The organism is Actinoallomurus sp. NPDC050550 (assembly GCF_040655075.1).
Taxonomy (GTDB): domain Bacteria; phylum Actinomycetota; class Actinomycetes; order Streptosporangiales; family Streptosporangiaceae; genus Actinoallomurus.
Map to the genome: position 1 here is coordinate 75,009 of NZ_JBFAJC010000004.1, position 14,588 is coordinate 89,596.

Genomic DNA, 14,588 nt, shown 5'->3' on the forward strand with positions numbered 1-14,588 from the left:
GCCCGGTATGATTACGCCGCCCCCGTAGCCCAACAGGCAGAGGCAGACTCCCTAAAAGAGTCGGTTGTGTCGGTTCGACTCCGACCGGGGGCACTGTTGCCTTGACAGTTGTCGATGGTGGAGTCGACATGTTTGGTCCAACGTGCCCGCGGAGGCTTATCTGCCTGCCGGTGCCGCCGGTATCGGTCTGCCGATTCGCGACCGATACCGGCCGCGCCGATCCCAGCGATCCATGATATAAACCGGCCACCTGCGGCTCTTATGACGTGAGCGTTGCCGCGGACGTCTGCTCGCCGGAGAAGGTCGCCGGTCGGCGCTCGAGGTCGTCGGCCAAGGGGCCGGCCGACGTTGCGCGGATGCTCTGTGAGGGTCATCGCCCGCGGTCAGGGGAATGTTCGTCGGAGTACGTCGGACCACCCTGCGGTTCCACATGTGGAGTGGTGGGTGACCCGCCGTGGTGGCGGGAACACGGCGACCATGACCGGTCGTTAACGTGATCGACAACGAGTCGGGAGGGTATTGCATGGAGAGTAGCAATCCGGTCTTCTCCCGGCGTGGCGCCTTCGGGCAGCAGGCATCGGGACCAGTGCCGAGCGCTTACCAGTTCGAGGCGATGTACAACGCGCCCACGTACGCGCCGCCCCGGACGATGACCATGGACGACGTCGTCGTGCGTTCGTTCTTGACGCTCGGCACACTCGTCGCGGTCGGCGCACTCGCATGGGTCTTCGTGCCGGAGCGCATCGCGAACGCCGTGGCGGTCGCCGCCGTGGTCGTCGGTCTGATCTTCTGGGCGATCCTGACGTTCGGCCGCAAGGTCAATCCGGTTCTCGTGCTGGGCTTCGCGGCCTCGTACGGTGTGGCGGTGGGCGTGATCAGCCATGCCTACAACTCTGTCTACAACGGGATCGTCCTCCAGGCCGTGGTCGGGACCGCGCTGGCCTTTGGCGCAATGCTCGCCGTGTACGCCTTCCGGATCGTCCGCGTCACCCCGAAGTTCGTGCGTTTCGTGATCGCGGCCGGTCTCGCCCTCGTGGGCCTGATGGTGCTCAACCTGCTGGTATCGATCTTCCACGTCGGTGGCATCGGGATCAGGGAGAACGGTCCGCTCGGGATCATCTTCAGCGTCGCGGCGATCCTCGTCGGCTGTCTCTACCTGTTGCTGGACTTCAGTTCCATCGAGGACGGCGTCCGCTCCGGTGCCCCAGAGAAGGCTTCATGGCTCGCTGCGTTCGGACTCACCCTGAGCCTGGTCTGGATCTATCTGGAACTGCTCCGGTTCCTGTCGTACTTCTACAGTCGCGACTGACGTACGGCGGCGGAGCCGTGTCACCCGGGCAGGGTGCATCGGCGTGGGTTGAGCGCATCGATGTTGTCGATCGAGGATGACGTGCATCTGCGCTGGTCCGTCGAGTCGGCCCCGGGACCGGCCGCCGCCCGGACGCTGGTGTCCGGGCCGAGTCGTCTGCCGGATGGAGCAATACGCTGACGCCCCCGCGTTCGCGCGGGGGCGTCAGCGTCACGTCAACCGTGAATGTCGGGGCCGGTGCGGGTGATCGTCGCCCGGATGACGACCCGGCGATCTCGTTCCATCGCGGCGCGATAGTCGTCCCAGTCGGGATGCTCGCCGGAGATCTTCCGGTAATAGTCGATCAGGGGCTCCATGGCCTCGGGCAGACGAACGATCTCGGCTTCGCCGTCGACCTGCATCCACTCGCCGAAGAAGGCGTCGGTGAAGACACAGAAGGTCACGCGAGGCTCGCGCATCACGTTGCGCGTCTTCACCGCGGTTTCTCGGGTACTGACGACGACCCGACCCGCGTCATCGACCGCGCAGAGAACAGGTGAGGTTTGCGGGCGCCCATCGGCGTGAGACGTCACCATCACCGCTCGATGGTGCTTCGCGATGAAGTCGAGCGCCCTGCGCCGGTCCACCCCGCTCAGAACCGGACGGCGCGGCGGTGCAGCTCGTGTTCGTGCACGAGGGCGGCCGCGTACCCGTGCGATAGCCCGTGTTCGTCGGCCAGCCAGTTCACCCGCTCGTCGCATCGTAGGAAGGCGGGGCCGTTGTCGATGGCTTCGAACCACTCGGGGAGGTCACGTCCTGTGACTTTCGGGATGCGTGCGATGAGATTCTTGTGCGTCTCCGGTGAGTGGTTCAAAGACATAGGCACCTCCTGGCTGGGCGTGCTGCTTGTGATGACTCTGCAACAGCGATCCCAATCACACAACCCCCCGGGGGAGACCTTTCTGTCACGGGACGTAGATCCTTGATTGCATACCGTCCCTGATAAGTTACGAACTGCTAACGAAACCTCCGGGCGATGGTGTCCCGCCGGGGGATTTCTCGTGAACTGGCCGCCCAGTGGGGTGAGCCGGCGCGCCTCGCGCCGCAGGCGTCGCATCAGATGTCGGGCCACGTCCGCGGGAGCGTCGGCGTCCGGTGCGGCTTGGTCGGCACGGCTTGGCTCGGCTCAGCCTGGTTTGCACGGCTTGGCTCGGCTCAGCCTGGTTTGCTCGGCTCAGCCCGGCTTCGTCTGGCCGGGCATCCGGCGTGGCGCGTCCGGGTCGGTGCGACAGGTGGTTTCCGGCGTGGTGGCACGCCGGAAACCACCAGCAGTGCGCTCATCGCATGCCCGGTCCTGCGCAGTAGCCGCTGTGCTCAGCTGAGACGTTCGAAGACCATCGCCATTCCCTGGCCCCCGCCGACGCACATCGTCTCCAGCCCGAAGGTCTTGTCGCGCCACTGGAGACCGTTGAGGAGCGTGCCGGTGATCCGCGCCCCGGTCATGCCGAACGGGTGACCGACCGCGATCGCGCCGCCGTTGACGTTCAGCTTGTCGATGTCGATACCCAGGTCCTGGTACGACGGGATCACCTGCGCGGCGAACGCCTCGTTGATCTCGACGAGATCGATGTCGTCGATGGTCAGGCCGCCGTTCTTCAGAGCGCGCCGAGACGCCTCCACCGGCCCGAGCCCCATGATCTCCGGCGACAGCGCCGACACGCCAGAGGAGACGATGCGGGCAAGCGGAGTGATGCCGAGTTCGGCGGCCTTGGTGTCGCTCATCACAATGACCGCGGCCGCACCGTCATTGAGCGGGCAGCAGTTACCCGCGGTGATCGTGCCATCCGGGCGGAAGACCGGCTGGAGCTGCGAAACCTTCTCCAGTGTCGTACCGGCGCGCGGGCCGTCATCCTTGGCGACGACGGTTCCGTCCGGCAGTTCGACCGGCATGATCTCGCGTTCGAAGAAGCCGTTCTTGATCGCCTCTTCGGCGAGGTTCTGCGAGCGTACGCCGAACTCATCCTGCTCGGCACGGCTGACACCGCGCAGCTGGGCGACGTTCTCCGCCGTCTGGCCCATCGCGATATAGACGTCCGGAAGCGTGCTGTCCTCCCGCGGGTCGTGCCACGTTTCGGCGTTGCCTTCGGCCCGTTTGGCGGTACGGGCCTGGGCCTCGGAGAACAGCGGGTTCTGGGTGTCGGGAAGACCGTCGCTACTGCCCTTGGCGAACCGGCTGACCATCTCCACCCCAGCCGACACGATCACATCGGCCTCGCCGGACTTGATGGCGTGGAAGGCCATCCGCGTGGTCTGCAGGGAAGATGAGCAGTAGCGGGTGATCGTGGCGCCTGGCACGTTGTCGTATCCGAGGAGGATGGCGACCACGCGAGCCATGTTGTAGCCCTGCTCGCCGCCGGGCAGGCCGCAGCCCAGCAGAAGATCATCAATGTCATTCGGATCCAGCTGCGGAACCTTGTCCAACGCCGCCCGCACGACGCGGGCGGTGATGTCGTCGGGACGCAGGTCCTTCAGCGACCCCTTGAACGCTCGCCCGATCGGGGAGCGAGTGGTCGCGACGATGACAGCCTCAGGCATGATGGAGCTCCTCCTCCTTGGCCGACCCGGGCACTGATGGCCCTGTGCCCCGTTCGCAGGCTACTGCCTATCGGCGCTCGAACCTACTGATGGGTAGCCAATCGAAGGGCCATCAACTCGGCAATACCTCGGGCGTCGGGCGAATCCCCCGGACCGGCCGCTGTTCCCTCATCTGGCCCCTGCGGACACCCTTGAGCAAGGACTCTGAGGGCGGAGCGGCCGGCGGATGCGAGTCGCCCGACGGCGCGCCGTCGCGTGCCCTGCGGCTGACGCGTCGGCTGCGCCCGTGGCTAACCGAGCATTCCCGGGACGGTGCCCTCGGCGTCATGTCGACCGTGCAGGCCGCCGTGTTCATCTCGCCATACTCGCCAACCATCGACGGCGCCGGTGTACCAGCCAGGGGGCGGTTCGGTGGACGCGAGTCTTCGGCCGGTCATCATGTCGTACGGACATATGGCGGGGATCGGAAAGAACCCCGTGCTTCCGTTGATCTTCAGTGGTGACGGTGTCGTCGTGCAGAACGACCACGCCTGGACATGCCCGGCGATCAGCCCTCCGGTCCGGAGGTCGTACGTCTGACCGGGGTGGCCTGGTCGGAGCAGGCCCAGCGCTGACAGATCGGCGGGGAACGCGGGCCACCGCTCGGGGCCGGAGTTCGGTGGCGCAGGGATCGTCGCCACGGCCCGGCCGGTGTGTGGGTTGAACTGGGTGAAACCGCCATAGCGGTCATTAGGGTCGACGTCACCGGTCACCAGCGCCACTGCGGGATTGGCGCTCGGGTACAGGCGGAGCGACCGGCGGTGGACCCACTGCAGCGCGCCGTCCTCCGTGCGGAGAGAAAAGAAACCGAACGCCGACATCGATGCCCCTTGGCGTGCCCGGAAGGGAGCGAGATAGCCGATCAGGTCGTCGTCGAGGGTACCGAAGGACCAGCCACCGGACAGGTCGACGGTGCCGCCGAGAGCCTGCTCGACAGGGAACGACCACAGCGACCGGCCGCTCGCCAGGTCGTGAGCCTCTATCACCGGATGTGCGGCGATCCGGAACACCACCACGCGTCGGCGATCGGCCCATTCGACCTCGGCGACGCCCGGCATGGTCCACGACGTCTTGCCGGTGACGGGATCGAGCACCGCGAATCGTGCGTTCTTTCCGGCGGTGAGCTCCGACAGGCAAAGCGAGTCACCGCACCGCGTAGGTCCGAACGTCGTCCCGACGGTGCGCGCCCACCGCTGACTTCCGGTACGGACATCCCGGCCGACCACCTCGGCCCCGGAAGATCGTGGCTCGACGCTTCCCACGACGGCACGGCCGGGCGGCCCGGCCACGGCCGGCGGCGCGACGCCCAGGTCGGCCGGGCGACCCGACGTCGTGGATGGCCGAGACCACAGGCGCCGCCCGGTGGCGAGGTCGAAGACGATCGTCCACAGCCGTCCTGCGTCGTCGAGCGAGGTGACCGCCGTGACGCCTCCGCCGACAGCCGGCCGACTCACGACACCGGCGGATGCGTCCTGCCATCCAGCGGCGGCGGAGGTCGGATCAGGCTGGCCGGACACCGAGCACCCGAGAGCGCCCGACAGCGTGGCGAACTGGAGGGAGACGACCGCGATGCCGTGCCGTAAGCGTCCAGCGTGTCGCCGATGGGTACGAGGGGGCGGTCCGGAACACCCGTCACGCCGTCGGCCGCTTGACGCCATGCTCGTCTCCCGGAGGGTCGTCCACGCCTGGACAGACGGTAACAACAAAACGCGACGACTGCAGCACGGACCGTAATGATGGTAGGTGAGGTACCTTCTGAGCAGAACTATTGCCGACGACAGGGACGTCGCTGGTGCACGTGCACAACTCGCTGACGGAGCTCATCGGGGACACCCCCTTGGTACGCCTCCGCAACGTCACGACCGAAGCCACGGCGCAGGTCCTGGCCAAGGTCGAATATTTCAATCCGGGCGGGTCGGTAAAGGACCGCATCGCCGTTCGCATGGTCGAGTTCGCCGAAGAGTCCGGCGCCCTCAAACCGGGCGGCACGATCGTCGAACCCACCTCCGGCAACACGGGCGTCGGACTCGCCATCGTGGCCCAGGAGAAGGGCTACCGGTGCGTGTTCGTCTGCCCCGACAAGGTGGCGAACGACAAGATCGCCGTGCTTCGCGCGTACGGCGCGGAAGTCGTGGTGTGCCCCACGGCGGTGTCTCCTGACCACCCGGACTCCTATTACTCGGTCTCCGACCGCCTCGCCGCGGAGATCCCGGGAGCCTGGAAGCCTGACCAGTACGCCAACCCGAACAACCCGCGCTCGCATTACGAGACGACGGGCCCGGAGATCTGGGCGCAGACCGAGGGGCGTGTCACGCACTTCATCGCGGGGATCGGCACGGGTGGCACCATCACCGGAACCGGTCGATACCTCAAGGAGGTCTCGGGCGGGCGCGTCCAGGTCATCGGCGCGGATCCGGAAGGGTCGGTCTACTCCGGCGGCACCGGCCGGCCGTACCTCGTCGAGGGCGTTGGCGAGGACATCTGGCCGGAGACGTACGACCGCGACATATGTGACCGGGTCATCGCCGTGAGCGACAAGGATTCGTTCACCATGACCCGGCGGCTGGCGCGGGAAGAGGGGCTACTGGTCGGCGGTTCCTGCGGGTTGGCGGTCGTGGCCGCGCTCCGAGTCGCGGCTGAGGCCGGTCCGGACGACGTGGTCGTCGTCCTGCTGCCCGATGGCGGACGAGGCTACCTGTCAAAGATCTTCAATGACGACTGGATGGCCGACTACGGTTTCCTCACCTCCGAGACCGAGGAGCCGCGAATCGCCGACGTGCTCGCGCGGAAAGGCTCCGGGCTGCCGGAGTTCGTGCATGTTCACCCGCACGAGTCCGTGGGCACCGCAGTGTCGATCCTTCGCGAATACGACGTCTCCCAGTTGCCTGTGATGAAGGAGGAGCCGCCCGTGATGGCCGCCGAGGTCGTCGGCTCTGTGGGGGAGCGTGACCTTCTCGCGGCGCTGGTGAGCGGCAAGGCGGCTCTGGAGGACCCGTTGGGAGACCACATGGCGCCACCGCTGCCGATGGTGGGGTCAGGAGAAGCCGTGAGCAAGGCCGTGAGCGTCCTGGAGAATGCCGGTGCCGCCGTCGTGCTCGTCGACGGCAAACCGGCCGGTCTCATTACCCGGCAGGACCTTCTCGGTTTCCTCGCAAGCGGCTGAGCGCCGCTACGTGGCTGTTCCTCGCGCTAACGGCTGCACCAGGTGCTATCCAGCTGTTCCCGCACCACGTGGTGATTTCCCGGGCTGAGTAGTCGTTCCCCGTGAGGAGGCCCATTGCCTCACGGGGAACAGCTGCACACGGTGAGACGCCGACTCTGAACGAGCGGTGCCTGCGCAGCCCTCGGTGCCGACCCTCGAGAAGCTCTAGTCGTCCGAGTCCGGTGGCTCGCCGTCCGGTGACTCGGTGTCTGGTGGTTCGGTGTCTGGTGGTTCGCCGTCCGGTGGGTCCGGCGGCTTCTGGCGGATGTGACCCACGCGGTCCTCGTGGTTCTGCTTATCGAGGTTGTGCCAGCGGCAGAGGGGCTGGCCATTGTCGAGGTCGGTGCGGCCGCCTTGCGCCCAGGGCTGTTTGTGGTCGATGTCAGCCCAAGCCGGTGGCCGATCGCAGCCCTCCGCGGCACAGGTGTCGTGCAAGGCCAGATAGATGTCGCGTTGGTCGCTGGAGAAGAGCCGACGGGTCCGGCCCCAGTTAAGTGGCTGTCCACCGGCGGTGAACCGGTCGGCGACCGAGCCGTCAGGCCCGATGAAGATCTGATGGATCCCGGCGTGGTGGCGCTGGATCATCTCCCGGATCTGCGCGGCGGTCAGGACGGTGCCGAATTCGGTGCGGCCCGCTGGAGCCTGAGCGGCCGGCACGTCGGGATCAACGGCGGCCGTGCTGGCGATCACGTGGACCCGCACTGGGGCGCCACCGCGCTCGCGGTACCCGTGTCGCCCGGCCGCTTTCAACGCGACCTGGCAGGCGGTGACCAGTCCGCGCAGGCGCCGATGGCCTGGGAGATTCTGCCAGCGCGGCAGCTCGGCGTTCGGCGTCGGCGCGAACGCATCGATCGCCTTCTCTACGATGGCGAGGTCCTCGGCGCCCATTTCCGCGCTGAGGAGTCCGATGCCGTCGATGCCCTGCCCGACGTTGAGGAACGACTGCCGGTCGATCTGACGACGGCGTCGCTCGGCGGTCTCGCCGTCGAGTGTCACCGCGATCCGGGTGGCGGCCTTGCGCAACTGCCCCGGCGTCCCCGCGGAGGCGAACTCAAGTAGCGCCGGCTGCGCGGCCTGCGCCACGCGTTCGGGAGTCCAGGAGTCGGTCATCGTGTCAGCGGCTCGATCGATCCCCTCTGCGATCGTCGCAACGTCCCCGAACTCGATTTCGCCGTCCTCGAAGGCGGCGAGCGTGTCGGCCAGCAGGGAACGGCGAGCCGCGAGGGTGGCGAGCTGTTTGGCCTCCCACGGGCGCAGTCGGCATCGCCGTCCCAGCCACCCGGTGAGGGACGGGCAGCCATCGGCCGCCGGACCGCCCAACGCGTCGAACCTGCCGAGTCTGCGTGCCGCCTCGAGCTGCAGACATCCGATCGCGCGGACGATCAGCGCGCTCTCCTCGCCTATGTCCGCCGCCGTGGAGGCGTCGATGTCACCGGCGGCCAGCATCGCCAGCCCCGCCTGGATCGATTCCAGAGCCTGAGCCGCCGATGCCACCTCACCTGAGCCCGCCTCGCCGGTATCCACCCCACCTTCCTACCGTCCGTAGAGGCACCGATGACAGCGCGTCGCATCGCCCTGTGGATAACCGGCGCCGGTGCCGAAGCGGCGCGACCGACGAACTCGGTCCGACTGTCGTGGGTTGAGTCTCAAGCGACTTGAGCCTTCATAGTCGGTCGCAGAGGGCGCTGAGGAACAGACCCGCTAAGGAACAGAGTCCGCTAAGGAACAGAGTCCGCTAAGGAACAGAGTCCGCTAAGGAACAGAGTCCGCTAAGGGACCTCGCACCGAGGATCCCCGACGCGGCGCCGATTACAGATGCCGACGCAGACCTCGAACGCTGATCCGGATTTGCGGATTGGTCAGTACAGAGAAGCGCATCGGTCGGTACCGAGAACCGGGAGGCGTGATGCCCGAAGCAGTCGCATCATTTTCGGAACACACGGTGATGTCAGGGAACGTCGAGCTCGCTGTTCGAGATCACGGCGGCTCCGGCGATGCGGTCGTGCTGTTGCACGGGGGCGGGCGGAGCATGGAGGACTGGCGGTTGGTCGTGCCTCCGCTGGTAGAGGCCGGACTGCGGGTGGTGACGGCAGACCTGCGGGGGCACGGAGGTTCCGGACCGGGAATGTGGTCCTGGGAAGCCGGGCTGAAGGATCTGGCCGCGGTCGTCGGGGACCGCGGGCTGGACCGGCCGGCCGTGGTGGGACATTCGTTGGGCGGGCTGGTCGCGGCTCTTTGGGCGACGCGACATCCGGAGTGCCCTCTCGCGGTGAATCTCGACGGCCACACCAATCCGATCGGCCCGTTCGCCGGGCTCGATGCTGAGGCAGCGCGAGCCGCGGAGGCGACCATGCGCGACTTCCTCGAGAGCTCCGTGCGGCAGGCCGGTGACCCAACACTGGCACGACTGGTGGCCGAGTTGGGCAACCTTGATCTTTTCGCCACTTACCGGGCGGCGCGCTGCCCGCTGGTGGTGGTCGCATCGGCCGGCCGAGGCATGGCCGAGCTGCTGCCATCCAACGTCGCCGCGGTGTTCCCGGCGTATCAGCGGGGCTTCGCCAAGGAACTGTCCGCTGCGGAGGCCGTAACACCCCTGCTGTCCGTGGTGGACGTCGACACCGGCCATGATGTGCACTTGGAGGATGCCGATCAGGTCGTCCGCCTGGTTCTGGACCGGTTGGTTCCGGAAACACGCCGGACGTCGTAAGCCGACGCTCGGAGGCCGTAGATCCGCGGGGAATGCGTGAGGCTTGACGGTGTGAACGAGGACGGCTGCTACACCATTGGTCAGGTGGCCCGGCTCAGTGGTCTGTCAGTGCCGACGGTTCGCTACTACTCCGACGCGGGGCTGGTTCCGCCCAGCGGCCGGACCGCCGGCGGTTACCGGATCTATGACCGGGCGGCGCTGACACGGCTGGAACTCGTCCGGACTCTCCGCGACCTCGGTGTCGATCTGGCCACAGTCGCTCGCGTGCTCGCCGGTGCGGAGACTCTGGCCGAGGTCGCCGATCGGCAGATCGCCGCCTTGGAAGTGCAGGTACAGGCGCTGCGCGTGCGCCAGGCCGTGCTGCGTCACGTCGTCACGAGTGGTGCGGACGCCGCCGACATGGCGCGCGCGAACCGGCTGGCCAGGTTGTCCGTCGACCGGCGTCGCCGGATGGTGGCGGACCTCATCGAGGAGGCGACCCGAGGGCTCGACATGGAACCGGGCTTCGCGGCTCATCTGCGATCGATGCTGCCCGATCTGCCGGAGGCCGCCGCGCCGGAGCAGATCGAGGCCTGGGTCGAGCTGGCCCGCTTGGTCGGTGACGAAGGATTCCGCGCGGACGTCCGGCAGGCCTTCGAAAGACACGCCGCCGATCGTGCCTCCGGAGCCGACAGGGGCGATCCGGCGAGCTGGCCGCGGGCCGAGAAGGCCACGGTCGAGCTCGCGGGCAAGGCGCTCGCGACCGGCATCTCGCCGATGGCTACGGAGGCCAGGCCCATCGTCGAAGAGCTGGTCGCCGTCTTCGCCGACGCTCATCGACGCCGCGACGACGCGGACTTCCGGTCATGGCTCGCCGAGCGTCTCCGTATCGGCGCGAATGCCCGGGTATCTCGTTACTGGACATTGCTAGCCGTCATCAACGGTCGGCCCGCCAAGACCGACCCGGTGCGGGCCGCTCAGTGGTTCCTGACCGCGCTCAGGGCGGCCGGCACTCCGCCTGCTGCCGACGTCCCACCTCCGGTCGAGGTCCCATCTCCGGCCCAGGTCCCACTTCCAGCCGACATTCCGCCCTCAAACGGCACCTGACCCCCGCCTCGACAATCGATCCGCGACACCCGGCGCGGCCTCTGACCATTGGAATCGCCGGAACGGGGAAGCCCCGGCGACGCGACTGCGTCACCGGGGCTTCCCCGTTCCAACTGCGATGAATCGCTACGACCAGCTGTCAACGGTCGCGCACGGGCGCCAACCCACTGGGTCAGCCCCGACGATCGGCCATGTCGTACCGCTCCACCGTGGGCGGTTCCTCCGGCCGGCGAACGGCGTCACCACGCCCGGGCCACCAGGCCTTGTGACCCATCAGCGCCGTGATGGACGGCACGAAGAACGCCGACATGACGAAGGCGGACAGGAGGATGCCGATGGCGACACCGAACCCGATCTCCGCCGACATCGAGTCGGGTGACAGGGTCAGCACCCCGAACGTACCGGCCAGGATCACGCCGGCCGCCGCGACGGTCGGTCCGGCGTGCTGGATGCCGAGCGCGGCGGCGCGCCGTGGGTCATGCCCCTCGCGTGCCTCCTCGCGCAGCCGCGCGATCATCAGGATGTTGTAGTCCGTGCCGATCGCGAGGACGAAGAGGTACAGGATGATCGGGAGCTGGAACATCAGCCCGCTCTTGCCCTCGACCCCCTGGAACAGCCCGACGGTCGCGCCGAGCGTGGCCGCGAAGCCGAGCAGCACCGCGATCACCAGGTAGACCGGAGCGACCAGCGCGCGCAGCAGCAGCGCGAGGATCAGGCCGATCAGCAGCACCGCCACCGGGAGGATGACCGACAGGTCACGGTTGTTGATCTCGTTGATGTCCGCGAACGCGGCCGTGGTCCCACCCACGAGCACCTTGGTTCCCGGCGGTGCGTTCTGGTGGGCGAGGTCCCGGAACGGCCCCTTGACCAGACTGATCGCCTCGTTCGAGTTGGGGTTCAGCTTGAGGATGACGGTGATCTTGGCGACGGACTGGTCTGTGTTGTACTGCGGAGGCGACACCTGGCCGACGCCCTTGGCACCCCCCAGCGTCTGGTCGAACTTTTGGACCGCGCTCTTGTCGAGCGAGCCGTTGCCCTGGACGTACACCTCGGTGGGAGCGGTCAGGCCGGACGGCAGACTGGCCCGGAAGTCCTTGAGCGCCTTGGCCGACTCGGTGTTCTGCGGGGCCGCGGCCTGGAAGTCGTAGTCGGCCTTGAAAGCGAGAGCGCCCGCGGCGAGGGCCGCGAGGACGAGGCCGGAGGCGATCGCGGCGACGACCGGGCGGCGCCCGACGCCGTTGCCGACGCGCACCCACAGTCCGGGCTTCGGCTCCTTCTTCCACGACTTCGACGGCCAGAACACGACGCGGCCCATCAGCGACACGACCGCGGGGACGAGCGTCAGCGACGTGATGAACATGACGCCGACGGCGATCGCGAGCTGGGGACCGAGCGCGCCGAACGCCTTGAACGAGGCGAGCACCAGGACGATGAACGCGGCGATGACGGCGCCCGCGGCGGAGGCGATGGCCTCGCCCACCCGCTCGACGCTCGTGATCATCGCGGTCTTCTTGTCCTCGCCGGCCCGCAGGCGTTCCCGGTAACGGAAGAGCAGGAACAGGATGTAGTCGGTGCCGATGCCGTACAGGACGACGAGGATGATCGTGTTGAAGCCCTCGTCGAAGCTCAGGTCGAACGCCTTCCCGATGAAGGCGGTGACCGCGTTCGCCACCAGCGACACCAGGACGATCACGATGATCGGTAGCAGCGCCGCGATCGGGCTGCGGAAGATGATCATGATCAGCGTGATGATGAGAACGATCGTCGCGAGTCCGATCAGCGCCATCGTCTGCTGCTGGGACTTCTGGTTGTCCAGGCTGGACGCGAAGTTGCCCGTCACGCCGTACGTCAGCCCGCTGCCCTTGAGCTGGTCGGCGGTCACGCTGCGGATCTGCTTGACGGCGTCCTGGTTCTTCGTCTGCGTCTTGCTGTCGAACCCGTTGGGCAGGCCTGCGACGATGAGCTGAACCTTGTGGTTCTGCGACAGCATCTGCGGGCTGGTGACGACCTGCTGGACGTTCGGGATCGCCTTGGCCTGGATGGCCTTGACGACCTCGCCGATCTTCTGCTGGTCGGCGGTCGTCAGCCGGCCCCCGTCGCTCCGCTTGACGACGACCATCTCGCGGCTGAACTTCTGGTCACCGGTCGGGAAGGCCTTCTCCGCCAGCTTCGACGCCGCGACCGACTCGTACTTGCCCGGCAGGAACGCCTGCTGGTCCGACTTGGTGGTCATTTTGGGGGCGAACACCACCAGGGCGGCCGCCGCGACGAGCCACGCGACGATCGTCCACCATGGGTGCCGTACGACACCACGCCCCAGCCATCCGAACACGGGTGGCTCCCCTTCGTAGATTGTTCTTGAGTACCGTCCGACTGTAGGCAGCCAAAGCCGCCCTTACCTCCCCTTGGCAGTTGATTTCCGGTCTAGTCCCTATGGCGGAGAGGGTTCATCCCTGGGTAGGGACGATGCGGTGCACTTGTGCCCCTCCCGAGGCACTAACCTCGCGTGCATGGACGGTTTCAACCACGAGACCGGCTTCGAGACGCTCGCCATTCACGCAGGTCAAGAGGCCGATCCCGCGACAGGGGCGGTCGTACCGCCGATATATCAGGTGTCCACCTACAAGCAGGACGGCGTCGGCGGCCTGCGCGGAGGATACGAGTACAGCCGGTCGGCCAACCCGACCCGTACGGCGCTGGAGGAGTGCCTTGCCGCGCTCGAGGGCGGCGTACGGGGCCTGGCGTTCGCCTCGGGAATGGCCGCCGAGGACACCCTGCTCCGCACCATCTGCAAGCCGGGCGACCACGTCCTGATCCCCGATGACGCCTACGGCGGCACCTATCGGCTGATCTCGAAGGTCCTCACCCGGTGGGGGGTTACGTACGATCCGGTGCCGCTGACGGACGTCCAGGCCGTACGCGCGGCCGTCCGCCCGGAGACGAAGCTCATCTGGGTGGAGACTCCCACGAACCCGCTGCTGGGCGTGGCCGACATCGCCGCCCTGGCACACGTGGCGCGGGAGACGGGCGCCCGCCTCATCGTGGACAACACCTTCGCCTCGCCCTACCTCCAGCGGCCGCTCGCCCTGGGCGCCGACGTCGTCGTCCACTCCACGACCAAGTACATCGGCGGCCACTCCGACGTGGTCGGCGGCGCGCTGGTCGCGGCCGACGTCGAGCTCGCCCAGGAGCTGGCCTTCCACCAGAACGCCATGGGGGCGGTCGCCGGGCCGTTCGACGCATGGCTCACCCTGCGCGGCGTGAAGACGCTGGGCGTCCGCATGGACCGGCACTGCGCCAACGCGATGCGCATCGCCGAGTTCCTCAGCCGGCACCCCCGGGTCAGCGCCGTGCACTACCCGGGCCTGCCCGAGGACGCGGGCCATGAGGTGGCGGCCAAGCAGATGCGAGCGTTCGGTGGCATGGTGTCGTTCCGGCACGCCGACGGCGAGGAGGCGGCCGTACGGGTCTGCGAGCGCGCCAAGATCTTCACCCTCGGCGAGTCCCTCGGCGGCGTCGAGTCGCTGATCGAGCACCCGGGCCGGATGACCCACGCCTCGGCCGCCGGGTCACCGCTGGAGGTGCCGGGCGACCTCGTACGCCTGTCGGTCGGCATCGAGGACGTGGACGACCTGCTCGCCGATCTGGAGCAGGCGCTCGAGGTCTAGGAC

General features: G+C 67.6%; 11 protein-coding genes and 1 tRNA gene. 6 read left to right on the forward strand and 6 right to left on the reverse strand.

The window, feature by feature from the left end; genetic code table 11:
• Nucleotides 1–18: 18 nt before the first annotated feature.
• Nucleotides 19–93: transfer RNA gene (locus AB0I04_RS06765), tRNA-Leu, on the forward strand.
• A gap of 430 nt (nucleotides 94–523) precedes the next feature.
• Complete coding sequence (locus AB0I04_RS06770) at nucleotides 524–1,309, forward strand: Bax inhibitor-1/YccA family protein (protein WP_360880222.1); 786 nt, start codon at nucleotides 524–526, stop codon at nucleotides 1,307–1,309.
• A gap of 215 nt (nucleotides 1,310–1,524) precedes the next feature.
• Here AB0I04_RS06770 and AB0I04_RS06775 read toward each other — a convergent pair whose 3' ends face one another.
• The 4 genes from AB0I04_RS06775 to AB0I04_RS06790 all read right to left on the reverse strand — a co-directional run bounded on the left by AB0I04_RS06775 (nucleotide 1,525) and on the right by AB0I04_RS06790 (nucleotide 5,580).
• Nucleotides 1,525–1,935, reverse strand: coding sequence for a PPOX class F420-dependent oxidoreductase (locus tag AB0I04_RS06775; protein WP_360880225.1), 411 nt, complete (start codon nucleotides 1,933–1,935; stop codon nucleotides 1,525–1,527).
• 5 nt (nucleotides 1,936–1,940) lie between these two features.
• Nucleotides 1,941–2,168 carry a DUF4287 domain-containing protein gene (locus AB0I04_RS06780; protein ID WP_360880228.1) on the reverse strand — a complete coding sequence of 76 codons (228 nt, stop codon included), beginning with the start codon at nucleotides 2,166–2,168 and terminating at the stop codon, nucleotides 1,941–1,943.
• 494 nt (nucleotides 2,169–2,662) lie between these two features.
• Nucleotides 2,663–3,883: an acetyl-CoA C-acetyltransferase gene (locus AB0I04_RS06785; RefSeq protein ID WP_360880232.1), complete on the reverse strand. Its 1,221-nt coding sequence runs from the start codon at nucleotides 3,881–3,883 to the stop codon at nucleotides 2,663–2,665.
• Between the two features lie 290 nt (nucleotides 3,884–4,173).
• Nucleotides 4,174–5,580 carry a PQQ-binding-like beta-propeller repeat protein gene (locus tag AB0I04_RS06790; RefSeq protein ID WP_360880235.1) on the reverse strand — a complete coding sequence of 469 codons (1,407 nt, stop codon included), beginning with the start codon at nucleotides 5,578–5,580 and terminating at the stop codon, nucleotides 4,174–4,176.
• Nucleotides 5,581–5,714: 134 nt separating this feature from the next.
• Here AB0I04_RS06790 and AB0I04_RS06795 point away from each other — a divergent pair, with 134 nt between their 5' ends.
• A complete protein-coding gene (locus tag AB0I04_RS06795) occupies nucleotides 5,715–7,085 on the forward strand; it encodes a cystathionine beta-synthase (RefSeq protein ID WP_360880238.1) in 1,371 nt (456 codons plus the stop codon).
• Nucleotides 7,086–7,289: 204 nt separating this feature from the next.
• Here AB0I04_RS06795 and AB0I04_RS06800 read toward each other — a convergent pair whose 3' ends face one another.
• Nucleotides 7,290–8,648: a DUF222 domain-containing protein gene (locus tag AB0I04_RS06800; RefSeq protein ID WP_360880241.1), complete on the reverse strand. Its 1,359-nt coding sequence runs from the start codon at nucleotides 8,646–8,648 to the stop codon at nucleotides 7,290–7,292.
• A gap of 382 nt (nucleotides 8,649–9,030) precedes the next feature.
• Here AB0I04_RS06800 and AB0I04_RS06805 point away from each other — a divergent pair, with 382 nt between their 5' ends.
• Entirely contained in the window at nucleotides 9,031–9,831 is an 801-nt protein-coding gene (locus tag AB0I04_RS06805; RefSeq protein WP_360880244.1) for an alpha/beta hydrolase, read from the forward strand.
• A gap of 36 nt (nucleotides 9,832–9,867) precedes the next feature.
• Complete coding sequence (locus AB0I04_RS06810; protein ID WP_360880247.1) at nucleotides 9,868–10,917, forward strand: MerR family transcriptional regulator; 1,050 nt, start codon at nucleotides 9,868–9,870, stop codon at nucleotides 10,915–10,917.
• Nucleotides 10,918–11,089: 172 nt separating this feature from the next.
• On the opposite strand, the gene AB0I04_RS06815 is transcribed toward AB0I04_RS06810, so the two are convergent.
• Nucleotides 11,090–13,249 (reverse strand): MMPL family transporter, encoded by a 2,160-nt coding sequence (locus AB0I04_RS06815; RefSeq protein ID WP_360880251.1) that lies wholly within the window; start codon nucleotides 13,247–13,249, stop codon nucleotides 11,090–11,092.
• Between the two features lie 178 nt (nucleotides 13,250–13,427).
• Here AB0I04_RS06815 and AB0I04_RS06820 point away from each other — a divergent pair, with 178 nt between their 5' ends.
• Nucleotides 13,428–14,585, forward strand: a complete 1,158-nt coding sequence (locus tag AB0I04_RS06820; RefSeq protein WP_360880255.1) for a cystathionine gamma-synthase — start codon at nucleotides 13,428–13,430, stop codon at nucleotides 14,583–14,585.
• Nucleotides 14,586–14,588 lie beyond the last annotated feature (3 nt).